General features: G+C 70.2%; 21 protein-coding genes. 9 read left to right on the top strand and 12 right to left on the bottom strand.

Going from position 1 to position 21,515, the window contains the following annotated elements; all coding sequences use genetic code 11:
• From ACRQ4B_RS06105 to ACRQ4B_RS06080, 6 genes are all read left to right on the top strand, one after another.
• Complete coding sequence (locus tag ACRQ4B_RS06105) at positions 1 to 966, top strand: MTAP family purine nucleoside phosphorylase (RefSeq protein ID WP_439693801.1); 966 nt, start codon at positions 1 to 3, stop codon at positions 964 to 966.
• A complete protein-coding gene (locus ACRQ4B_RS06100; RefSeq protein ID WP_439693800.1) occupies positions 963 to 2,033 on the top strand; it encodes an NAD-dependent epimerase/dehydratase family protein in 1,071 nt (356 codons plus the stop codon). The genes ACRQ4B_RS06105 and ACRQ4B_RS06100 overlap by 4 nt, the downstream gene beginning before the upstream one ends.
• A 325-nt stretch (positions 2,034 to 2,358) precedes the next feature.
• Positions 2,359 to 3,090, top strand: a complete 732-nt coding sequence (locus tag ACRQ4B_RS06095; protein WP_439694357.1) for a glycosyltransferase family 2 protein — start codon at positions 2,359 to 2,361, stop codon at positions 3,088 to 3,090.
• Positions 3,087 to 3,728: a TIGR04282 family arsenosugar biosynthesis glycosyltransferase gene (locus ACRQ4B_RS06090; protein WP_439693799.1), complete on the top strand. Its 642-nt coding sequence runs from the start codon at positions 3,087 to 3,089 to the stop codon at positions 3,726 to 3,728. Before ACRQ4B_RS06095 ends, ACRQ4B_RS06090 begins: the two co-directional genes overlap by 4 nt.
• Complete coding sequence (locus tag ACRQ4B_RS06085) at positions 3,725 to 4,387, top strand: class I SAM-dependent methyltransferase (RefSeq protein ID WP_439693798.1); 663 nt, start codon at positions 3,725 to 3,727, stop codon at positions 4,385 to 4,387. Before ACRQ4B_RS06090 ends, ACRQ4B_RS06085 begins: the two co-directional genes overlap by 4 nt.
• 118 nt (positions 4,388 to 4,505) lie before the next feature.
• Positions 4,506 to 4,751, top strand: coding sequence for a hypothetical protein (locus tag ACRQ4B_RS06080; RefSeq protein WP_097180863.1), 246 nt, complete (start codon positions 4,506 to 4,508; stop codon positions 4,749 to 4,751).
• Positions 4,752 to 5,544: 793 nt separating this feature from the next.
• Here ACRQ4B_RS06080 and ACRQ4B_RS06075 read toward each other — a convergent pair.
• The 4 genes from ACRQ4B_RS06075 to ACRQ4B_RS06060 are packed head-to-tail and all read right to left on the bottom strand — an operon-like array spanning position 5,545 to position 8,859.
• Positions 5,545 to 5,859: a contact-dependent growth inhibition system immunity protein gene (locus ACRQ4B_RS06075; RefSeq protein WP_439693797.1), complete on the bottom strand. Its 315-nt coding sequence runs from the start codon at positions 5,857 to 5,859 to the stop codon at positions 5,545 to 5,547.
• Positions 5,859 to 7,577: a hypothetical protein gene (locus ACRQ4B_RS06070; RefSeq protein ID WP_439693796.1), complete on the bottom strand. Its 1,719-nt coding sequence runs from the start codon at positions 7,575 to 7,577 to the stop codon at positions 5,859 to 5,861. The genes ACRQ4B_RS06075 and ACRQ4B_RS06070 overlap by 1 nt, the downstream gene beginning before the upstream one ends.
• Entirely contained in the window at positions 7,574 to 7,936 is a 363-nt protein-coding gene (locus tag ACRQ4B_RS06065) for a DUF6507 family protein (protein ID WP_439693795.1), read from the bottom strand. The genes ACRQ4B_RS06070 and ACRQ4B_RS06065 overlap by 4 nt, the downstream gene beginning before the upstream one ends.
• On the bottom strand, positions 7,933 to 8,859 hold the full coding sequence (locus tag ACRQ4B_RS06060; protein ID WP_439693794.1) for a DUF6177 family protein: 927 nt from the start codon (positions 8,857 to 8,859) through the stop codon (positions 7,933 to 7,935). The genes ACRQ4B_RS06065 and ACRQ4B_RS06060 overlap by 4 nt, the downstream gene beginning before the upstream one ends.
• A gap of 63 nt (positions 8,860 to 8,922) precedes the next feature.
• Here ACRQ4B_RS06060 and pgm point away from each other — a divergent pair, with 63 nt between their 5' ends.
• Entirely contained in the window at positions 8,923 to 10,542 is a 1,620-nt protein-coding gene (gene pgm / locus ACRQ4B_RS06055) for a phosphoglucomutase (alpha-D-glucose-1,6-bisphosphate-dependent) (RefSeq protein WP_439693793.1), read from the top strand.
• Here the strand turns inward: pgm and ACRQ4B_RS06050 are convergent.
• Complete coding sequence (locus tag ACRQ4B_RS06050; protein WP_439693792.1) at positions 10,539 to 11,813, bottom strand: glycoside hydrolase family 125 protein; 1,275 nt, start codon at positions 11,811 to 11,813, stop codon at positions 10,539 to 10,541. The two genes, pgm and ACRQ4B_RS06050, sit on opposite strands and share 4 nt — an antisense overlap.
• A 188-nt stretch (positions 11,814 to 12,001) precedes the next feature.
• Here ACRQ4B_RS06050 and ACRQ4B_RS06045 point away from each other — a divergent pair, with 188 nt between their 5' ends.
• Positions 12,002 to 14,533 (top strand): DHA2 family efflux MFS transporter permease subunit, encoded by a 2,532-nt coding sequence (locus tag ACRQ4B_RS06045; protein WP_439693791.1) that lies wholly within the window; start codon positions 12,002 to 12,004, stop codon positions 14,531 to 14,533.
• A gap of 34 nt (positions 14,534 to 14,567) precedes the next feature.
• On the opposite strand, the gene ACRQ4B_RS06040 is transcribed toward ACRQ4B_RS06045, so the two are convergent.
• Both ACRQ4B_RS06040 and ACRQ4B_RS06035 read right to left on the bottom strand, forming a co-directional pair.
• Positions 14,568 to 15,488, bottom strand: coding sequence for a DNA-methyltransferase (locus ACRQ4B_RS06040; RefSeq protein WP_439693790.1), 921 nt, complete (start codon positions 15,486 to 15,488; stop codon positions 14,568 to 14,570).
• A 126-nt stretch (positions 15,489 to 15,614) separates the two neighbouring features.
• Positions 15,615 to 16,976, bottom strand: coding sequence for a hypothetical protein (locus ACRQ4B_RS06035; RefSeq protein WP_439693789.1), 1,362 nt, complete (start codon positions 16,974 to 16,976; stop codon positions 15,615 to 15,617).
• 69 nt (positions 16,977 to 17,045) lie between these two features.
• Here ACRQ4B_RS06035 and ACRQ4B_RS06030 point away from each other — a divergent pair, with 69 nt between their 5' ends.
• Positions 17,046 to 17,330 (top strand): GNAT family N-acetyltransferase, encoded by a 285-nt coding sequence (locus ACRQ4B_RS06030; RefSeq protein WP_439693788.1) that lies wholly within the window; start codon positions 17,046 to 17,048, stop codon positions 17,328 to 17,330.
• Positions 17,331 to 17,340: 10 nt separating this feature from the next.
• On the opposite strand, the gene ACRQ4B_RS06025 is transcribed toward ACRQ4B_RS06030, so the two are convergent.
• From ACRQ4B_RS06025 to ACRQ4B_RS06005, 5 genes are all read right to left on the bottom strand, one after another.
• Entirely contained in the window at positions 17,341 to 17,760 is a 420-nt protein-coding gene (locus ACRQ4B_RS06025; protein ID WP_439693787.1) for a hypothetical protein, read from the bottom strand.
• Between the two features lie 161 nt (positions 17,761 to 17,921).
• Entirely contained in the window at positions 17,922 to 18,338 is a 417-nt protein-coding gene (locus ACRQ4B_RS06020; RefSeq protein ID WP_439693786.1) for a hypothetical protein, read from the bottom strand.
• Positions 18,339 to 18,499: 161 nt separating this feature from the next.
• Entirely contained in the window at positions 18,500 to 19,006 is a 507-nt protein-coding gene (locus ACRQ4B_RS06015) for a hypothetical protein (protein WP_439693785.1), read from the bottom strand.
• Between the two features lie 40 nt (positions 19,007 to 19,046).
• Complete coding sequence (locus ACRQ4B_RS06010; RefSeq protein WP_439693784.1) at positions 19,047 to 20,870, bottom strand: alpha/beta hydrolase; 1,824 nt, start codon at positions 20,868 to 20,870, stop codon at positions 19,047 to 19,049.
• 106 nt (positions 20,871 to 20,976) lie between these two features.
• The gene (locus ACRQ4B_RS06005) at positions 20,977 to 21,306 is read right to left on the bottom strand and encodes a hypothetical protein (protein ID WP_439693783.1); all 330 of its coding nucleotides are present in this window, start codon (positions 21,304 to 21,306) and stop codon (positions 20,977 to 20,979) included.
• Between the last annotated feature and the right edge of the window lie 209 nt (positions 21,307 to 21,515).

Here is a 21,515-nt window from a genome sequence, read left to right as displayed (position 1 = left end):
GTGACCACGACCGGGGCTGTGGACGAGACGACCGTGGGGATCGGGGTGATCGGCGGCTCGGGACTCTACGAGCTGTTCGAACCCGGTACCGCGGACGAGATCGACGTCGACACCCCGTTCGGCCCCACGTCGAGTCCGATCAGCATCGGGACGATGAGCGGCAAGCGCGTCGCGTTCCTCACCCGCCACGGCCGCGCGCACTCCGTCGCGCCGCACCGGATCAACCACCGGGCGAACCTGTGGGCCCTGCGGTCGCTCGGCGTGCGGGCAGTGGTGTCGTCGAGTGCGGTCGGAGGCCTGCACCCCGACTACGCCCCCGGGACCTTCGTGGTGACCGACCAGCTCATCGACCGGACCTGGGGTCGCGCGGACACGTTCTTCGAGGACGCCGTGCAGCACCTGTCGTTCGCGGACCCGTTCGACCCGGTGCTGCGCCGTGTCGCGGTGGACGCGATCGCGCAGCTCGACGTGCCGTTCCGGCCGACCGGGACGTGCGTCGTCATCCAGGGGCCGCGGTTCTCCACGCGTGCCGAGTCGATCTGGATGCGCGAGGCCGGCGGCCACACGATCAACATGACGATGACGCCGGAGGTCCCGCTCGCGGCGGAGCTCGGCATCGGCACGGTGAACCTGTCGTTCGTGACCGACGCCGACGCAGGCCTCGCACCGGCAGCGGACGAGACGGCAACGGACCAGACGGACCAGACTGACCAGACGGACCGGACGGCAGTCAGCGGCGGCGGATCAGGCGAGGCCCCCGTCACGCACGCCATGGTGATGGAACGCCTGGCCCGCGCGAACGAGGTCATCGTCCGCGCCATCGGGTCCATCGTCGCGGCGATCCCGGACGACTTCACCCCCCGCGAGCTCGTCCCCGCCGCAGCGAGCGCGAGCGCCCTCGCCACCGCCGGCCCGACCGGCGACACCGCCGGCACCACCACCCCCACCAGCGGAGCCACCGCGTGACCCGCCTGCTCGTCACCGGCGGCGCCGGGTTCATCGGCTCCGCGATCGTCCGCCGAGCGCGCGCCGACGGCCACGAGGTCCGAGTGCTCGACTCACTCCGCGACGACGTGCACGGCGACCCCGGCGAGATCGTCACCGCACACCAGCAGCAGGGCATCGAGTTCGTGCACGGCGACGTCCGCGACCGGATCGCCCTCGACGCCGCGCTCGACGGCGTCGACGTCGTCTGCCACCAGGCCGCCAAGGTCGGGCTCGGCGTCGACTTCCAGGACGCCCCGGACTACGTGTCCTCGAACGACGCCGGCACCGCGCACGTGCTCGCCGGGATGGACCGCCACGGCATCGGCCGCCTGGTGGTCGCCAGCTCGATGGTCGTCTACGGCGAAGGGGCGTACACGACGGCCGCGGGCGATCCCGTCCGACCGCCGGCACGCCGCCGCGAGGACCTCGACGCCGGCCGCTTCGACCCGATCGGCGACGACGGCCGACCGCTCCTGCCCGGGCTGATCGACGAGTCCGCCGCCCTCGACCCGCGGAACGTGTACGCGCAGACGAAGGTCGCGCAGGAGCACCTGGCGTCGTCGTGGGCACGCGCCACCGGTGGTCGGGCGATCGCGCTGCGGTACCACAACGTCTACGGACCCGGGATGCCCGCGAACACCCCCTACGCCGGTGTCGCCTCCCTGTTCCGCTCGGCCCTGGCCCGCGGCGAGGCTCCCCGCGTGTTCGAGGACGGCCGGCAGCGCCGTGACTTCGTGCACGTCGAGGACGTCGCGGGCGCGAACGCCGCCGCCATCGCCGCGTCAGCGGACCTGCCGTCCGAGACGTTCCGTGCGTTCAACGTCGGTTCCGGCGTCGTGCACACCATCGGCGAGATGGCCGCGGCGATCGCCGGGCCGGACGGTCCGCAACCGGTCGTGACCGGTGAGTACCGCCTCGGCGACGTCCGGCACGTCACGGCGTCGTCGGACCGCATCGCCGCGGACCTGGGCTGGCGTGCCGAGGTCGACTTCGAGCGCGGCATGCGCGAGTTCGCGACGGCGCCGCTGCGCGCGGCCGTGCAGTAGCAGGAGCCGCGCGCCGGGCCCGTTCCGTGCCCTGGAGGCGACCAGCCTGGAGGCCCGGCGCCGGTCCCCGAGACCGGCGCCGGGCCTCCAGGCGGTGGCGTCCGGCACCCGGATGCGCACCCCGCTTGTCCCCCGTTCACGGGACACTGCCGACACCCCACGCGCAGAACGGCCACCGGGGGACGCCGAACCTGTACCCCGCAGGGTCGTTTCGTGTTGGCTCGACGGTATGGATCGACAGCCGGCCGACGCGACCGACCGCACCCAGGCGGGGGCGACGCGCGCGGAGCGCCCGGGGACCAACCGTTCCGACGCCCCGCACCGAATGGACGACATGAACGTCGACGTGATCCTCCCCTGTCTCGACGAGGCGGATGCCCTCCCCGAGGTGCTGAGCCGCCTGCCGCGCAGCTACCGGGCGATCGTCGTCGACAACGGCTCGACCGACGGATCCGCCGACGTCGCGCGCGCACACGGCGCGACGGTCGTCACCGAACCGGTGAAGGGCTTCGGATCCGCCTGTGCCGCAGGCGTCGCCGCCGCGACCGCCGAGTACGTCGCGTTCTGCGACGCGGACGCATCGATGGACCCGGCCGAACTCGTCCCGCTCGTCGCCCGTGTCGCCACCGGTCACACCGACCTCGCGCTCGGCCGCCGCGTACCGACCACGGCGGGCGCCTGGGCGCCGCACGCCCGCTTCGCGAACCGGGTCCTCGCGGTGCTCATGCACCGGGCGACGGGGTACCGCCTCCGCGACCTCGGCCCGATGCGCGTGATGCGCCGCGAGGACCTCGTCGCCCTGGACCTGCGGGACCGCCGCAGCGGGTACCCGCTCGAGATGGTGCTCGCCGCCCACGCGGCCGGGTGGCGGGTCGACGAATCGGACATCGGGTACGCCCAGCGCATCGGCGACAGCAAGGTGACCGGCACGCTCCGCGGCACGGTCAACGCGGTCAAGGACATGTCGCGGCTGCTCCGCGAGTACCGACGGGAGGCGCGGGTCCGGGTCGTCGCACCGGCCCCCGCCGCGTCGACCACCGAGGGGGTGCGCTCGTGACCGCCGACATCACCGTCGCCGTGGTGGCGAAGGAGTGCCTGCCCGGCAAGGTGAAGACCCGGCTGACGCCGGCGCTCACCCCGGAGGGTGCCGCGAGCGTGGCTGCCGCGAGCCTCGCCGACACGCTCGCCACCGTGCAGGCCCTGCCCGCCGCGCGACGCGTCCTCTTCTTCGACGGCGACGTCCTGCCCGAGGGTGCCGACGGCTTCGACGTGCTGCACCAGCCCGGCGGTGGCCTCGACGAACGCCTCGGGTTCCTGTTCGACGCGATCGACGGCCCCCTGCTGCTCGTCGGCATGGACACCCCGCAGGTGTCGGCCGAGGCGCTCGCGCCGGTGTTCGACGAGCCCGAGCGTGACGCTTGGTTCGGGCCCGCGGAGGACGGCGGCTTCTGGTCGCTGTACCTCCGGGATCCGGCCGGCGACCTGCTCCGCGGTGTGCCGATGTCGCAGGACGACACCGGCGCCGTCCAGCGTGCCCGCCTCACCGACGCCGGGCTCGACGTCGGGATCCTCGACGAGCTGCTCGACGTCGACACCGTGCCCGACGCCGACCGCGTCGCCGCCCTCGTGCCGGACTCGCGGTTCGCCGCGGCCCTGCGTTCCCTCCGCACTGCGACCGTCAGGAGCCACTCATGACCATGGAAGCCCCTGTCTCGTTCGGCGCCGGTGGCGGCGAGCCCTACGCCCGCGCGCTCCGCACCGACGGCCGCATCCGACTGACGGACACCTCCCGCCCGGGCTCGGCCGTCACGATGGACGTCGGGCGTTGGAACGCCGCCGCCGACCGGGTCGACCGGTCGCTCCTCGACGGCGCCGACGGCCCGGTCATCGACATCGGCTGTGGTCCCGGTCGGATGCTCGTCGCCGCGCAGACCCTCGGGATCCCCGCACTCGGCGTGGACGTGTCCGCCGAGGCCGTGGCCATCGCTCGACGGTCCGGCGGCACCGCGCTGCAGGGCTCGGTCTTCGACGCGATCCCCGACGAGGGGCACTGGGACACCGCCCTGGTGATCGACGGCAACATCGGCATCGGTGGAGATCCCACGGCACTGCTCGCACGCTGCCGGGACATCGTCCGCGACGGCGGACGGGTCATCGTCGAGACCCACGTCGACCGCACCGCCGACCGCTCCTACACCGCCCGCGTGGTGGACGCGGACGGGCACGAGAGCGAGGGGTTCCCGTGGGCCGAGATCGGGGTGGACGCACTGCTCGACCGCGCCGAGTCGATCGGTCTCGTCGCCCGGCAGAGCTGGACCGCGGAGGGTCGGACGTTCTGCGAGCTCGTCGCCTGAGCATTCCTTTCTTTGCATGATGCAAAAGAAGGAAGTAGACTGATCGTCATCAGGCCGACGGCGTCGTGGTCGCCGGCCCGGTGACCGACGACCCTCGGCACGACGACGAGGAGCACCCATGCAGAACCGTCAAAACCCCCTCGGCGGCGCGTACGTGACCGGCCTCGAAGCACGCGACGAGATCGGCGCCTACGCGGTCGATGCGGCGTGGCGCCCGGTCGGCAGCTACACCGGGACCGGCATCGGGCGTGCGCTCGGTCGGTTCGTCGACACGCAGTTCCGTCGGCCCGGAACAGCAACGTCCTCGACGCGCACGGCGACCGGTTCGCTGCGCACGGCGACGGGATCGTTCCGCACCGCCTGACGCACTCCCCCAGACCGCGAGCGGTCGTCCACTCCGGGTTGTCCCCCTTTCACCCCGGCGAGGGCGGCCGCTCGCTCTGTGCTCAGCGCGTCGACGGTTCAGACTGCTCGAACATCGGCGGCGTCAAGAGCATTGATGCGTTTGACGAGATGGTCCACCCAACCGAGAGCGCTCAGATGCGCATCAATCTCGGGTCGGAACCCACTCCCCATCGATTCCAACAAGTCCACCAGATCAGACTCCGAACACGTTGCCCGAATTTACAGGAGCTCGGGCAGAAATGCACTTCGAGTTGCCGGATGATTGTCGAGGGCTTCCGACAGAACTTCGTCGGCGGAAGACCTCTCGTCGTTCCAGTCTTGGTTGCAGGCACCGCCCATGAGCGAATCGAAGGCGGGGTACTGCGGTGATGCTTCCATGCAGTTCATTTCTTCTCAATCTGCGGGAAGGGTGTCTGGAGGCGGTAACCGGCCTCAGAGCTCGGGTCGAACTGCAACGCGACACGCACCTCACGACCGTCGTAAAAGCCGTTCCTCGGTGACCACCCTCAGCTGATCACATCTTGCCCGCACCAGGTCATGGCCCCCGGTGCTCCCGTTTGCCATTCCATCACGAACATCCTGGAACCAACGTTGGATGTCCTCATGCCGATGATCAAGCGCTCGCTCGACGATGCCGATCCAGGTAGGACACCGACCCAGTGAAGGCACTGTTCGTGTAGGGAAGGAAATCATGAATGAATCGCCACAACTAGCACCCGGAACAATACAAAGAAAAGGCTGGTTCGCGTCGATCAGGACGCAAATCCCATCACGACGCCGCGTGCAGCTTCGAGCCAAGCGCGGACGTCTCCACCGAAATCCCGTCGGAAGTCCACGTCAACATTGAACGTGAGGAAGAAGTTCTCGACATCTCTTGTCGTCGGGAGCGCCGCGAGCAGTGCATCGATCTCACGCACGATCGCTTCCCGCTCCGCCTGTGGTCGGTATCCGAACGCCAGTTCCAATGTTTCGTCGGCCGAACGATCCTCGTACCAGCCCTGGTAGAAGAGACCCCCGATGACGTTGGCCATCTGCGGAGCGCTGCGAGCTAAAGTCTGGCTGTCCACTACTTCACCGTTCCATCTGGGTAGGCGCTGACGATTCGGAAGCCAGCCGAGTCGCCAGGCATTCGAACTACTACGACGCGGAGCGTGCGAATCTCGGGGTTCCAATTCCCATTGACCTCACCATACCCGATCGGATGGTCGAAGCGCATGCTCCGATCGAAGACCGGAGCGCCGCCGTTCAGCCAGCTCTGAATGTCTGCTCGATTCTTTTCGAGGTAGTCACCGACGAGTGAATTCACTTGCTCCACACCCCCGGAGAACACGGTGTGATTGGGTTTCGGCGAATTTCGGATCTCTTCGGGCGTAAAATGTTGTCCAGTCTCCGGGTTGACGATATGTCGCGAGGCGACGTGCCCACCGGCTGCATCGACTCCCTGTATACCGCCCGTCCTAGCGAATGAGTTCGGATCGAATCTCGGGCCGAGTAGGCCGGACTCCGGGTGCGCCGCTTTGTACGCCCCGACCTCCACATTGAACATCCGATCGAAGGCACTCCCAGCCCCTGCCGCGTCGTGGTCTCCACGAAGGACCCGTTGGATGAGATCGTCCATGGCTTCGACATCGGCAGCGGACGCACCTGACCTGAGCCAATGCTCGACATCGGATCGCAATGCGCGCTGCCCGATTCGATCCAGATCGCCGAGGATCTTCTCAGCCCGCCCCGCACGCCCTGCCCAGCCTTCGGGCCCGAGGAAGCTCGTCCCCACGGCCGATGCCGCCGCTCCGGCCGCGATGCCCGGATGCTCGCGGGCATCCTTCCACCAGTCTTGCGCCGCATCACCCATCGCCCCGAGTGTCTGCCCTGCTTGCCCCCTCGGATTCACCGCCGCGTCGAGCCACGCCATCGGGTCCACGAACACACTGAACGCGACAGCGCCGTCGGCCGCGCCCTTCCACGCCGACCCGAGGTTCCCCCAAGTCCAGTCGCCGCTGTTATCCCAGCCTCCGAGGTGCAGGAGGCCACTCAGGGTCTTCAGCAGATCGTCCTTGAAGCCGTCTTCGAACTGCTCGGCCCACGTCTTGCCCTCGGCCGTCCCCACGCGCGACCAGGGGAGGTCAACACCCCGGGCATTGAGGTCGCTCTCAGACGGCGCCGCGAAAGCCTTCTTGACGGATGCACCTGCAGCCTTCTTGATCGCGAGGGCGCACTCCGCCTGGGCCGCCTGCAACAACGCGACCTGCTCGTTGATCCGCTGGACGAGCTGGTCGTTCTCGTACCGGGTACCGACGTCCTCGTACCACGGCACGGTCTTCGACTGCGGCTTGGGTTCCACCGGCTGGTACCCGTTCCAGGACCCGGACACGGGCGTTTCGGCCTTCGGCGTGAAGGCGGACTCGAACCGGGGGACGCCGTGCTGCACCTTCGCGACGAACGCAGCAGCCTCCACCCGCAGTTCGTCGAGCTTCCGCTTCGGATCGGCGGCGGCCGACGCGTAGGTCTCGAGTGCCGATGCGACCTTCCGCGCGACGGAGCCGATCGTGTGGACGTCATCCGTGACCGGATTCATCAGTGCGATCACCTGGCCGGACTCCGGTGATTCGTAGACGCCGGCCAGCCGCTGCCACTTCGCCGGCAGGTCGTCGGCGACGGTCTGCATCGAGTCACCACCGGACTTGATGGTCCCCGCGCCCGACGACACGGCCGCCAGGTCGAGATCCGCCCCCGGGATCCCGTCCGGGTCGACCAGTCCGTGGTCGCCGTACCCGACGCCGCTCATCGTCGTGCCTCCGCCGCTCGGATGAAGAACGACACGTCGTGACTCTCGTGCGCCGACAGCCCGGCATGCTGCGCGTTCGCCGCCATCTCGAGATCTCCCGCACGGTAGGCATCCACGGCGTTCGTCACACCCTGCACACCGCCGATCAGTCGGTACGTGATTTGATCGACGTCGTCCTGCGTCTTCGTCAGGAACGCGCCGAGCGCCTCGTTCACGATGTCGCCTGCTCCGCCGGCCACCTCAGCGACGCCACCCTGCACCGACTGCAGTGCACTCGCCGTCCCGTTCACCGACGCGCTGACGTCCGTCAACACGGACTCGACCCCTGCCGGGTCGATCCGCCATCCCTGTGCACTCATACCGCTCCCCCCGTACCCGAGCCATCGTTCCCGGCCGTGCCGCCACCGCGCAAGTCGGCGGAATGCGCGACATCTGCTCGTGATCCACGGACACCGTCGGCGAGCGCGGCCGCACCTCGCCAGCGCGCCTGCCCGCTCCCCTCGAACCAGAAAACCACTCCCGGCGCGCGCACGGGTCCGATCCGTCGGCCTCCGAGCCACGCCAGGACACGCATCAGCCCCTGATCGCGAGCTGCGTCCATGCCCGAGAACACCCCGAGCGGGACCGGCGGGCCCACGACGGTCGTGTCGACGACCCCGTCGACGCGACCAGTGCTGGTCGAGAACTGCGCCGAGCGCGGACCGCGATCCTGCATGACGGACTGGAGGCCCGCCTCCAGTCCGTCACGGACCACGCGGAGATCGTCGGTCGTCCCCGGCAACGCGACCGTGCACCGGAGCGTCTCGAAGACGGACCGCGGGCCACGTCGGACCGTGAGTACGCCGCCGAGCGGACGAGAACCCGTGCTGGTCACGATGAAGGTGGCATCTCGGGGGGACCGGCGCTCCGCCATCGCGGTCAGACGGGACGGGTCGAGTGCAGTCGTGTCCTCGGCAAGACCGACGGCGAGGTCCACGCCGAGCGCACGCGCGACGAACCGCGCTGGCGTCGCGGCCAGCTCCAGTCCAGCGCGCGCCGCGTGCTCGATCGTGAGGTCGATGTGCAGCCGGGTACCGGTCGGCCCGGGATCCACGACGTCGGGCTCCTCCGGCGCCCAGCGGAACCCGTTCGCCGCCAGGAGGTGCAGCGCTGCCCACGACACGACTGCCCCGCTCGCGGTGTGCAGTGTTGCGCCGTCGCCGGCCTGCACCTCGGCGAGCAGCGCGGCGTCAGCGCGGATCACGTCCCCCATGCACCCCACCTTAGTGACGTCCGGTGACATGTCGGATGCGCTCGGCGACGGAGATCCTGAGCGCGCCGTGTCCCGCGATGCCAGGATGGACGCATGAACGACCGCGCCGGCACCCCTGCCACTGCAGACGACCTCGTCGACCTCGACGCCCTCATCGCCGCGTACCACGAGCGTGTGCCGGACGTCTCGGTCCCCGAGCAGAAGGTCGTGTTCGGCACCTCCGGCCACCGCGGCTCGTCGCTGGACTCCGCGTTCAACGACACCCACATCGCCGCCATCACGCAGGCGATCGTCGAGTACCGCACCTCGCAGGGCACCGACGGTCCGCTGTTCATCGGTCGCGACACCCACGCCCTCTCCGGCCCCGCCGAGCGCACGGCGCTCGAGGTCCTGGCGGCCAACGGCGTGCACGTGCTGGCGGACAGCGAGAACGGCTACGTGCCGACCCCGGCGCTGAGCCACGCGATCATCGCCTACAACAAGGCCGGCCACAGCGACACGGCGGACGGCATCGTCATCACGCCGAGCCACAACCCGCCCCGCGACGGCGGCTTCAAGTACAACCCGCCGCACGGCGGCCCGGCGGACAGCGACGCGACGTCGTGGATCGCCGACCGTGCCAACGCGATCATCGCCGGCGGCAATGCCGAGGTGCAGCGCACGGAGCAGGCCTCGCCGGACCGGTACGACTTCCTCGGCACCTACGTCGCGGACCTCGAGAACATCATCGACATCGACGCGATCAAGCGTGCGGGCGTGCGGATCGGTGCCGATCCCCTCGGCGGCGCATCGCTGCCGTACTGGAACCGCATCCGCGACCACTACGGCCTCGACCTCACCGTGGTGAACCCCGACGTCGACCCGACGTGGTCGTTCATGACCCTCGACTGGGACGGCAAGATCCGGATGGACCCGTCGAGCGCGAGCGCGATGGCGTCCGTGGTCGCCCGGAAGGACGAGTTCGACGTCCTCACCGGCAACGACGCCGACTCCGACCGGCACGGCATCGTCACGCCCGACGGTGGTCTGATGAACCCGAACCACTACCTCGCCGTGGCGATCGAGTACCTGTACGCACACCGCCCCGCTTGGCGCGAGGACGCCGCGATCGGCAAGACCCTCGTGTCGTCGAGCATCATCGACGAGGTCGCGGAGTCGCTCGGCCGTCGCCTGTGGGAGGTCCCGGTCGGCTTCAAGTGGTTCGTCCCCGGCCTGATCGACGGCTCGGTGGCGTTCGGCGGCGAGGAATCGGCGGGCGCGAGCTTCCTCCGCAAGGACGGCACGGCGTGGACGACCGACAAGGACGGCATCATCCTGGCGCTCCTGGCGTCCGAGATCATCGCCGTGACCGGCAAGACCCCGTCGCAGCTGTACGCCGAGCTGACCGAGCGCTTCGGCGACCCGGTCTACCAGCGCGTCGACGCCGCTGCCAGCAAGGACCAGAAGGCGCGCCTGTCGAAGCTCGACGGTGACGCGATCACCGCCGAGACCCTGGCGGGCGACCCGATCACGGCGAAGCTCTCGAAGGCGCCGGGGAACGACGCGGCGGTCGGCGGCGTGAAGGTCGTCACCGACAAGGCCTGGTTCGCGGCCCGCCCGTCCGGCACCGAGGACGTCTACAAGATCTACGCGGAGAGCTTCGTCGGGCAGGAGCACCTCGAGCAGGTGCAGCGCGAGGCGAAGGAGATCGTGGACGCCGCGCTCGGCGCCTAGACCCCGGCCGTCGCGAGCGCCAGCTCGCAGAACATCGCGTCCGCCCACGAGAACCAGGGGCGGGAGTACTGCGTCGGGTCGTCGACGTCGAACGACTCGTGCATGTCGCCCGTCCCGCCGTCGGTGGCCACGAGCAGCGCCAGCAACTCGCGGCGCCGCTCGTCGGAGTCCGTGACGAGCCCCTCGACGGCGAGCGCGATCGGCCAGACCCGCCGCGGGAGCGTGTGCGGGCTGCCGATCCCGGACGCGACGCTGCCGGTGTACCAGTACGGGTTCGCCGGCGAGGTGACCACCGTCCGGGTGGCTTCCCACACGGACCGGTCCACGACGTCCGGGGCGTCGAGCGGCAGGGACAGCAGCGACGGGGTGTTCGCGTCGTCCATCACCAGCACGCCGCCGAGGCCGTCCACCTCGTACGCGTAGACGGGCGCACCGGCGGGACCGGTCACGATCCCGTGGCGGGCGACCCCGTCGAGGATCGCGGTCCGGAGCACGTCCGCGTCGTCGGCGAGGCGGTCGTCGTCCCAGACGGCCCGCGCGATCGCCGCGATCGCGAGCAGTGCCTGCGCCGCGAACAGGTTCGCCGGCACGTTGTAGCCGTGGGTGCACGCGTCGTCGGACGGCCGGAAGCCGCTCCACGTCATCCCGGTCACGGCCACCGGTGTCCCTCGTCCGTCGCGTGCGAGCGTCTCGGTCGGGATCTCCCCGGGGCGCACGAAGCGGTACGGGGAGCGGTCGTGGTCCTGCTCGAGCGTCCACTGGTCCACGATCGTCCGGAACACCCGCTGCGCACGCTCGTCGAACACCGTCGTCGAACCGGTCCGCTTCCAGAGCGCGTGGGCGAAGGTCACGGGGTAGGCGAGGCTGTCGACCTCGTACTTCTGCTCCCACACGAGCGGGTCCGCGTTGAGGTCGTGCTCGTCGTAGTGCGCGCCGTTCGGTTCCCGGTTGAAGGAGTTCGCGTACGGGTCGTGGTCGATGAGCCGGAACTGGCGGGCGACGACGGCCCAGAGCACCTCGGCGAGCGCCGGGGACTTTCCCACCAGGCGCAGGTACGGGGTCATCTGCGTGGTCGAGTCGCGCAGCCACATCGCCGGGATGTCGCCGGTGATGACGAAGGCGCCGTCCCCGTCGACGGTGATGGTGTCGGTGAGGGTCCGCGTCAGGGCGCGTTCGACCCGGCCGCCGATGTCGGCCCCGAGTGCGGTGCGGACCCGGTCGGCCGCGGCGTGCACGGTGCGGGCGATCTCGTCGTCGAGCGTCGTCGTCATCCCACCCACGCTACGGCAACCCGGAGCCGCAGCCAGGCGTACTGTGCGCTTCGTCGAGAGCCCTCGATTCCGGCGCCGGTGCTGCCGATCCACTCAGGAACCCTCCTCGGCGTGACCAGCCACCTTGCGGCAGATGTAACTTTGCAGCCAGCGCAAAGTTTTTCCAAGCCCCTCGGGAGATCCCGCACATGACCCAGACCGCGACCGCACCCGCGGCACCCACCACCGCGTCGAACGCCGTGATGAACCACCGGCAGATCCTGCTGGTCATCTACGGCCTGATGGCCGGCATGTTCCTCGGCGCCCTCGACCAGACGATCGTCGGGACCGCGATCCGCACGATCGGCGACGACCTGCACGGCCTCGACCAGCAGGCCTGGGTCACGACCGGCTACCTCATCGCGAGCACGATCACGACGCCGATCTACGGCAAGCTCTCCGACATCTTCGGCCGACGACCGCTGTTCCTGACGGCGATCGGCATCTTCATCGTCGGCTCGTTCGCCGCGTCGTTCTCGACCTCGATGCTCATGCTCGCCGGCTTCCGTGCCCTGCAGGGCCTCGGCGCCGGCGGCCTGATGTCGCTTCCCCTCGCGATCATGGGCGACATGCTCGCCCCGCGCGAACGCGCGAAGTACCAGGGGTACTTCCTCGCGGTGTTCGGCATCTCGAGCGTCATCGGCCCGCTCGTCGGCGGGGTCTTCGCCGGTTCGGGCGAACTGCTGTTCATCTCCGGCTGGCGCTGGGTGTTCCTGATCAACGTGCCGATCGGGGTCATCGCGCTCTTCATGGTGCTCACGTTCCTGCACCTGCCGAAGTTCGGCAACCGGGGCAAGCCGCGCATCGACTGGTGGGGCGCGTCGCTCGTCATCGTGACGCTGGTGCCGCTGCTCCTCATCGCCGAACAGGGCCGCGAGTGGGGCTGGAGCTCCGCGGGCGCGTTCGCCTGCTACGGCATCGGTGCGGCCGGCCTGATCGCGTTCATCTTCGTCGAACGCGCCATGCAGGACGACGCGATCCTGCCGCTGAAGCTCTTCGGGTCGCGGGTGTTCTCGATGTCCGCAGTGCTGTCGGTCCTGGTCGGCTTCGGCATGTTCGGCGCGATGCTGACCATCCCGCTCTACCTGCAGATCGTGAAGGGCGTCACCCCGACCGAGTCCGGGTTCGCGATGCTCCCGATGGTCCTCGGCCTGATGATCTCGTCGATCGCCTCGGGTCAGATCATCTCCCGGACCGGCAACTACCAGGTCTTCCCGATCACCGGCACGGCCTTCACCGCGATCGGGTTCACGGTCCTGACCTTCCTGACCGCCGACCGTCCGCTCTGGTTCCTGATGCTCGGCATGTTCGGCATCGGCCTCGGGCTCGGGCAGCTCATGCAGACGCTGACCCTGGCGGCGCAGAACTCCGTCAGCCCGCGGGACATCGGCGTCGCGACCAGCGCGGCGACGTTCTTCCGGCAGATCGGCGGCACGATGGGCACCGCTGTGCTCCTGTCCGTCCTGTTCACGCTCATGCCGACGAACATCACGACGGCGATGCAGAACGAGAGCGACCTCAAGCCGGCCCTGAACGCCGCCCTCACGCCCTCGGTGGCGAACGCGTCCGACAACAAGGGCGTGATGGACCAGATCTGGAACAAGATCGTCGGTCCGGTGCAGCAGAACGTCCAGGACGGCCTGAACAAGGGCGCCGTCCAGGCCAAGGAGGCCGCCGACGCCGCCGTGACGAAGCAGGTCACCGCCGCGGTCGAGCAGAAGGTCGCCGCCGGGCAGATCCCCGCGGCCTCGGCCGACTCGGTGATCGCCGCGCAGGTGGCCGCCGCGAAGCCGGACGCCGAGCAGCAGGCCCTCGAGACCGCCGCGTCGAAGGCGAAGGCCGAGGTCGTCGACGGCACGCTGCAGGTCGACTACTCGAACGCCGACCAGCGTCAGAACGTCGTCGACGAGGTCGCTCCGACGCTCGTCAAGCAGCTCAAGAGCGGCGACTCGGCAGCGAACTCGTCCTCGAGCTCCTCGACGAGCGACACCTCGTTCCTGAACGGCGCGGACAAGCGACTCACCCGTCCGTTCCTCGTCGGCTTCAGCGACTCGGCCGTCGTCGTCTACTGGGTGGGCCTCGCGGTCATCCTGCTCGCGTTCGTGCTCACCTGGTTCTTCCGGGTGCCGCCGCTCCGCAAGGTGTCGGCGCTGCAGGAGCAGGCGAACACCGACCGGGCGAACTCCGAGAAGGCGGCGTCCGACAAGGCGGACGCCGACCGACTGACGGTCGACGCGCAGCACGCGGCTGCGGGCAGCGGATCGCTCGTCTCGCCGGACACCGGTTCGATGGCGGTCGTCCCGACCTCGCCGGACGTCCCGTCGCAGCCCCGGTCCGCCGCCGCTGCCGTCGGGATGGACCGGACGGGAGGCTTGGCATCCTCCGCCCGACCGGCACCGTCCGACGCGTCCCCCAGTCCGGCGACCGGCGCTGCCGACACGGCGGCGGACGCGGGGACGACCCGTGCGCCGCTGCCGAACGCGACGACTCACGGCGCGCACGCAGCGGCCGCACCGGTCGACGAACCGCCGGCCACCACCGGGGCGATCCGCACCCGGGCCGCCCACGCGGCCGTCGCTCCGGAGGTGACCACCGAGCCCGCCGCAGCCGACGGTTCGGAGGCGAGCCGCGCCTCCCGGCCGGACGACGACCACGCGCACGGCCGCCACTCGGCCGAGTAGCCGAGCACCGACGGGACCGCCCGTCGTCCCCGCGTCAGCTCGCGGAGACGGCGGGCGGTTCCACGACGTCGAACGATGCGTCCGGCAGCCGACGGCGCATCACGTCGACCGCGACCGGGTTGTCGTCGACGAGCACGAACCGGCGGCCCAGCGCTCCGGCGACCGCGCCGGTCGTCCCGCTGCCGGCGAAGAAGTCGAGGACCCAGTCGCCCTCGCGGGAGGACGCCTGCACGATCCGCCGCAGCACCCCCTCGGGCTTCTGCGTCGGGTAGCCCGTCTTCTCCCTGCCCGTCGGCGAGACGATCGTGTGCCACCAGACGTCCGTCGGGAGCTTGCCGCGCTCGCGCTTCTCGGCGGTGACCAGGCCCGGGGCCATGTACGGCTCGCGGTCGACGGCTTCGGAGTCGAACCAGTAGCGGTCCGGGTCCTTCACGTACACCAGGATCGTGTCGTGCTTCGTGGGCCAGCGCGACCGTGACTTCGCACCGAAGTCGTACGCCCACACGATCTCGTTGAGGAACGCGTCGCGGCCGAACAGTGCGTCGAGCAGGACCTTCGCGTAGTGCGACTCGCGGTAGTCGAGGTGCAGGTAGAGGGTGCCGTCGTCGGCGAGCAGTCGCCAGGCCTCGAGCAGGCGGGGTTCGAGGAAGGACCAGTAGTCGTCGAACCGGTCGTCGAAGCGCATCAGGTCGCCGCGGACGCGCTCGTAGGTACCGCCCCGGAACCCGGTGACGGTCTCACGGCGATCGGGCCGGTCGGGGCGGTCGTTCGGGCTGTGCGGACGGGCGGCCGTCTCGCGCACCGCGGCGCTGGCGTGCCGACGCTGGTACCGGCCCGTGTTGAAGGGCGGGTCGAGGTACACGAGCGTGAACGACCCGTCCGCCAGCGTGGGCAGTACGTCGAGGTTGTCGCCGAGGACCACCCGGTCCGGGCCGCGATCGTGTCCGCTGTGCACCTGCACCATTCTGGTGCACGGGTGCCGCCGCGTCAGCGCGGCCGACGCGACGTCCGTCAGCCGCAGGTGAGCTGCATCGACCCGGCGTCGGTCAGCCGCAGGTGAGCTGCGCCGACGCCGCTTCGGTCAGCCGCAGGTGACCTGCGCCAGCGTCGCGTCGTGGTCGGACGACCAGGCGCCGCCCGCCCAGACGTCGACCGGCTCCCCGGCGTGCAGCGGTGTGGCCACCACGACGTCGTGCGGGTCCGGGAGCTCGGCGATCTCCTCGTCGATCGAGAACTGGACCGTCGCCGACGGGCAGTCCGCCTGCGGTGTGAGCTCCCAGCCGGCGCAGCCCCAGTCGACACAGCCGTCCGGCCACGAGCCGTCCTCGTCCTGGTCGTCGGAGTCCAGCTGGGTCTTCGTGAGCGCGACGGGGCTCTTCGGCGGCGCGGAGCACGTGACGTCGACGATGCTGCTCCACTCCTCTGAGCCCTGCTCGGTGAGCACCAGCGGCGTCCCGGACGTCAGCAGCACCGTGCGGGTGTCGGTGCGGGAGTCCGTGCCGCCCTCGGTGGCGGAGAACCCGACGGTGACGACGGCGGGACCGTCACACTCGCCGTCGATCTGCCACGCCCAGCAGCCGTCGGCGAAGTCGATCGCCCCGCAGGTCGCCTGCCAGGTGTCCTCGTCGGACAGGAACGACACCGTGATGGTGCCGTCGTCGGAGGTCCACGGGTTCGGGTCGGCCTCGTCGGCGTCCGGCGCGGCCTCGTCGGGGTCGTCGTCCTGGAGTCCGTGCGCCAGGGTCAGGGATCCCTGCTCCTGCACGGTGCGGACCACCGGGGCGACGGCCGCGCTCGCGCCGATCACGAGGACGCAGGCCGCGACCCCCGCGGTGACACCGAGCACCGCGCGGTTCCACCGACGGAACGACGGCGGTGTGCTCTGCGCAGGGGGTGCGGTGTGCGCTGCCTCCACGAACGGGTTCGCCGTGGGCAGCCCCCAGGCCGCCGCTTCCCACGCCGCGACGGCGGACGCGTCGTCCACGTCCGGACGGGCCGCGCGCGCACGGGCCGGCAGCTCGGACCGTCGCCACGCCGCGGCGTCGTCGCGGACGGACAGCGCTGTCCGCGCCGCCAGGTCACCGTGCCGCCACGACGACACCACCAGGACGGCGACACCGGCGACCAGCGGTGCGAGGGCCAGCACCGCCGGGCCGCCGAGCGCCGCCACGACCAGCACGGCGGCGAGCGACGCCAGAGCGACCGCGAGCCCGACCCACTGCAGGACCCGGAGTCGACGCGCCAGCGGGGGCAGGTACGCACGGAACGCACGCGGTGCCGGCACCCAGAAGCGCCACTTCGCAGGCGCCGCAGGGATGCCCGGCGCGGGAGTCCACCCGGGAGCGGGCTCCGCAGCCTGGTGCAGCTCCGCCCACTCCGGCGACGGTGTCGGCCACCCGGCCGGCGATCGGAAGCGGAACGGCGGGGTCGACTCGTGCTGCACGGTGCGACCCTAGCGAGGTCCACAGCCCATCCACAGGCCCTTCTTCGGGAGGGGCGTAGCGTCGCCTGCATGGCAGCACCCGAGGTCCGCAACGACACCGACAAGCAGCAGTACTCCCTCGTCGAGGACGGCGAGGTGATCGGCTTCGCGGCGTACGAGGTCGACGGCGACGAGATCCGTTTCGTGCACACCGAGGTGGACCCGGCGCACCGCGGCGGTGGGCACGCGTCGATCCTCGTCGAGCACGCCCTGGACGACGTCCGCGCGGGTTCGCTCCGCGTCGTGCCCCAGTGCAGCTACGTCGCCGCGTGGATCGATCGGCACCCGGACTACCAGGAGCTCACGACGCGCTGACGCGGGTGGTTCACTCCTCGCCGCGGTCGCGCATCTCGCCGTAGTCCCCGGCCGCGCACCAGGATGTGCCGGACACCGAGTCGCCGCCGTCCAACGAGTAGAAACCGACTCCCTGAACCGCAGCGCCACTGCCGTTCACGCCCATGGTCACACCGTGACCGTCCTTGAACCGCGCAGTGTCGAAGCCCTCGCTCTGCCACAGTCGTTCGAGCGTCGCGATGTCCCGCTCGGTGTGACCGTGCTCCGCGCGTCGCTTGATGTAGGTGTACTTGACACCCTCACCTTCGCCCCGCTCGTTCATGCACGTCCCCAGTCTCGGTTCCTCTTCGTCCGCGATCCACCGACCGCCCAGCGCAGCCGTTGATGCATCGACGAGTGTCTGGACACGGCTCTTGGCGTCCTCGGGCTGCAGGGCGGGGCGTGCGTTCATGGATTCGCCGGTACAGCCCGCAAGACCGACGACGCTCGCGAGCACGACGCCGGAGAGGGCAGCCCGCCCAGCCGTCACGAGCGCTTTCGACTGCTCCTCCGCGGCGGACGCCGGTTGATCGGGGCGCGCACCCGACTCGCGACCCCGGCCGGAATTGTCCGTCATTCCTCGCCGCGGTCGCGCATCTCGCCGTAGTCCCCGGCCGCGCACCACGATGTGCCGGACACGGAATCGCCACTGTCCAGGGAGTAGAGATCAACTCCTTGGGCAGCAGCGCCGCTGCCGTTCACGCCCATGGTCACACCGTGACCGTCCTTGAACCGCGCAGTGTCGAAGCCCTTGCTCTGCCACAGTCGTTCGAGCGTCGCGATGTCCTGCTCGGTGTCGCCGTGCTCCGCACGTCGCTTGATGTACGTGTAGTTGACACCCTCACCTTCACCCCGCTCGTTCACGCACGTCCCGAGACTCGGCCCCTCTTCGACGACCCACCGTCCGCCGAGCGCCGCCGTCGAATCATCGACGAGTGTCTGGATGCCGCTCCTGGCAGCTTCGGGTTGCAGGGTCGGGTGTGCGTTCATGGATTCGCCGGTACAGCCCGCAACACCGACGACGCTCGCGAGCACGACGCCGGAGAGGGCAGCCCGCCCAGCCGTCGCGAGCGCTTTCGACTGCTCCCCCACGGCGGACGCCGGTTGATCGGGGCGCGCACCCGACCCGCGACCCTGGCCGGGGTCACTCGTCATTCCTCGCCGCGCTCGCGCATCTCGACGTAGTCCCCGGCGGCGCACCAGGATGTGCCAGACACGGAATCGCCGTTGTCGATCGAGTAGAACTCGATGACCTGGGCGGCGGCACCCCGGCCGTTCATCCCCATGGTCACGCCGTGCCCGTCCTCGAAACGCTCGGTGACGAGGCCTTTGCTCTGCCACAGGTCTTCAAGCATCGCAATGTCGCGCTCGGTGTCACCGTGCTCCGCACGGCGCTTGATGTACGTGTACTTGACACCCTCACCTTCACCCCGCTCGTTCATGCACGTCCCCAGTCTCGGTTCCTCTTCCTCCGCGACCCACCGACCGCCCAGCGCAGCCGTTGATGCATCGACGAGTGTCTGGACACGGCTCTTGGCGTCCTCGGGCTGCAGCGTCGGGTGTGCGTTCATGGTTCCTCCAGTGCAGCCCGTGAGCATGGCAGCGCTGGCGCTGATGGCCACGACGACCGACGTCGCCCTCGGTGTGTTGATCGTCAACCTCTGCCCCTTGACTCGTCAGGGCAGCTCGCAGTGCTCGTCATCGACGTCCTCCCGTCACTTGGGCGCCCTGGCCCGTGGTGGTGAGCGCGACGTTCCGGAGGGACTCCGTGCCCGGGTCAAGGTATCCGTTCCCGGAGTCGGTGTGGACGCCGTGGTCCTTCACCGGCTTGAGGTCACCGGTTCCGTCCGTCCCGAAGGTCTCTGCTCCGAAACTCTCGCTCACCGGGTTCTTCCGGTAGGGGAAGCTGAAGTCGCGCCCGACGTACGCGTACTGGTCGCCTTGGCCGGGAACACCGACCAGAGTGTTCTTCGCCTGGCCCGCGTAAACGTGCTCCGCGCTGAGGCTGCTCGCGTCGGCGATGCTCTGCGGGATGCCTGCCGAAGCGATGGACGTGAACGTGTCCACGTGGACACCCCGCTTGGTGAGGCCGAGCGACGCAGTCGTCGTGCCGTACGAGTGGGCGAGGACGTGCAACCTCGGCATGGCGCCACCGCGCGCTGCGGTCAGTCCGCGGATCGAGGCCGCGAGCTTCCCGGCCCCGGACGCGGCGGCAGTCTCGCGGAGTACGCCGAGGTTCGGTTCGCTCAGGCTCGGCACCGGCGGGGCGTCGTATCCGATCCAGGCGATGACCGCACGTTGGGCGGGGCCGCCGACGCCTCCCTGTTTGTCGTGGAGGTTCTGCAACACTTCTGTCCACCCGGTCATCGTGACGGAACTGGACCCCATCCCCGGCACCGCCCACGTCACGTTCTCCGCGGTGTCCAGATCGCCGATCGACACGGCGGCGAGCGGGGGGACGTCGGCCGTCAGCGCGATGAGGAACCGGTCCTTCCGCAGCGAACTCCTGATGTTCCGCAGCGCGGCCTTCTCGACCGGGTCGAGGTTCCGCCGCCGCAGCCGCGCAGCCAGGACGGTCCGGTTCGCGGTGTCCCGCACCCAGAACGGGATGCCCTCGAGGTTCCCGAGCATCGACAGGACGGACACGGGCAGCGCGGCGAGGTCGTGCCCGCTGTCGCGCGTGAGACCGAGCCCGGACCAGATGCGCGCGGCTGCAGCCGGGGACACGCCGCCGGCGAGGAGTTTCCGGAACGGTGCCGGGATGGTCGCGGCTGCCGCGACGTCCAGCACGGCGTTCGACAGTGGATGTCCGGAGCCAGCACGCTCGAACGCCTCCGCGATGCGCTCGACCCAGTCGGCGTCGGCTGCGTTCTCCTGCAGGTACTGCTCGAACCCGCGGAAGAGCGTCGCACTGTCGACCGTCGCCCACGCGCAGTGCGTGGTGAACGCCGACCAGGCGACCCGGAGCCTGCCCGAGGTCTCGACGAGGTCGCCGTCCCATGCCCGAGCGACCGCGGCGAACGCCCGCAGCCGATCGGGGTCCGCCGAACTGCGACCGCGACTGGACGCGCCGGCGTTGCGCGGCCGGTCCGATGCGGAGAACGACGCCACGATCGGGGTCGGTCGGATCGGTGTCTCGGACGGCTTCGGGTCGAACATCGACTCGGCGGCGATGCCGAACGGGGCGAGCGTGTTCGACTCCGCCGCTCGTCGTCGCTCGTCGTCACGGTGACGCCAGTCGGCGAGGTCCTTCCGACGGGTCCGCTCGCGGTGCGCCTCCGCGGTGACGGTCTGCACCTGCTCGGCGAGCGAGTCGAGCGCCCGTGCGAGCCGGACGCGGTCGGCTGACTCGGCCTCGGCGCTGGCGGTGAACCGCTGCGCGTAGGCGCCGGAGAAGTCGGTCGCGGCTCCTTCGGTCGCCCACCGGCGACCTGACGCGCTCGCTCGGAGCCGATCGTCGGCATCGGCGGCCGCGGTGACGAGCATCCGAGCCACTCCGTCGTCGAAGTCGATCCCCGCCACCGTTCCCCCAGCCCTCGCGGGGCTGCCGGAACGCAACCCCGGAGGACATCATGCCGAGGGTGACCGTTCAGATGCAAATGTTCTGTATTTTGGATTCCGGCAGAGATCAGTAGCTGCGCTCGTGGGTACCGGCGCGCGCTTCGTGGCGGCCCCCCGCGCGCACCGCGGGGACCCGGATGAGCACGCTGCCGCTGAGCAGGTCGTGGTCGTCGTCCGCCGGCGTCGGGGCTTCCCTCGGGAGGCGCGACTGCCGTTCGTACTCCGCTTGCGTCTCGTGTCGGGTCGGCGCGAACACCTCGTCCATCATCGAGATGACGCCGCCGGATCCGCCGCTGCGCGTGGCCTTGTTCGAGAGATCGATCCACCCCACGCGATCGGCGATCCACATCACGACGGCCGCGGCGGCCACCGCCCCCAGGAGGATCAACCAGTTCACGGACACGACGCTACGGGGGCGATCCGGCGGGGACATCAGCCGCGCGGAGGATTCTCGTGATCCACACACGTGGTTCTTCAGGAGGACACCCACACTGGTCGTGCGGCCGCCCGGATCCCCCCTCTCCGGGCGGCCGACCACGTCCGGACCGCCGGGCCGCATGCACGGCACGGCACGGTGCGCCCTGGTCCGCGCAACCGGCCGCGTGC

It is taken from the genome of Curtobacterium sp. SP.BCo (genome assembly GCF_051903265.1).
Lineage (GTDB): Bacteria > Actinomycetota > Actinomycetes > Actinomycetales > Microbacteriaceae > Curtobacterium.
The sequence above is the reverse complement of the archived record's forward strand: the minus strand, read 5'-3'. Positions and strand labels throughout refer to the sequence as shown.

Excerpts from the sequence above, each read along its gene's own strand:
- ACRQ4B_RS06095 (WP_439694357.1), top strand. The coding sequence starts at position 2,359 with ATGGACGACATGAACGTCGACGTGATCCTCCCCTGTCTCGACGAGGCG.
- ACRQ4B_RS06085 (WP_439693798.1), top strand. The coding sequence starts at position 3,725 with ATGACCATGGAAGCCCCTGTCTCGTTCGGCGCCGGTGGCGGCGAGCCC.
- ACRQ4B_RS06080 (WP_097180863.1), top strand. The coding sequence starts at position 4,506 with ATGCAGAACCGTCAAAACCCCCTCGGCGGCGCGTACGTGACCGGCCTC.
- ACRQ4B_RS06070 (WP_439693796.1), bottom strand. The coding sequence starts at position 7,577 with ATGAGCGGCGTCGGGTACGGCGACCACGGACTGGTCGACCCGGACGGG.
- ACRQ4B_RS06065 (WP_439693795.1), bottom strand. The coding sequence starts at position 7,936 with ATGAGTGCACAGGGATGGCGGATCGACCCGGCAGGGGTCGAGTCCGTG.
- ACRQ4B_RS06060 (WP_439693794.1), bottom strand. The coding sequence starts at position 8,859 with ATGTCACCGGACGTCACTAAGGTGGGGTGCATGGGGGACGTGATCCGC.
- pgm (WP_439693793.1), top strand. The coding sequence starts at position 8,923 with ATGAACGACCGCGCCGGCACCCCTGCCACTGCAGACGACCTCGTCGAC.
- ACRQ4B_RS06050 (WP_439693792.1), bottom strand. The coding sequence starts at position 11,813 with ATGACGACGACGCTCGACGACGAGATCGCCCGCACCGTGCACGCCGCG.
- ACRQ4B_RS06045 (WP_439693791.1), top strand. The coding sequence starts at position 12,002 with ATGACCCAGACCGCGACCGCACCCGCGGCACCCACCACCGCGTCGAAC.
- ACRQ4B_RS06030 (WP_439693788.1), top strand. The coding sequence starts at position 17,046 with ATGGCAGCACCCGAGGTCCGCAACGACACCGACAAGCAGCAGTACTCC.
- ACRQ4B_RS06025 (WP_439693787.1), bottom strand. The coding sequence starts at position 17,760 with ATGAACGCACGCCCCGCCCTGCAGCCCGAGGACGCCAAGAGCCGTGTC.
- ACRQ4B_RS06020 (WP_439693786.1), bottom strand. The coding sequence starts at position 18,338 with ATGAACGCACACCCGACCCTGCAACCCGAAGCTGCCAGGAGCGGCATC.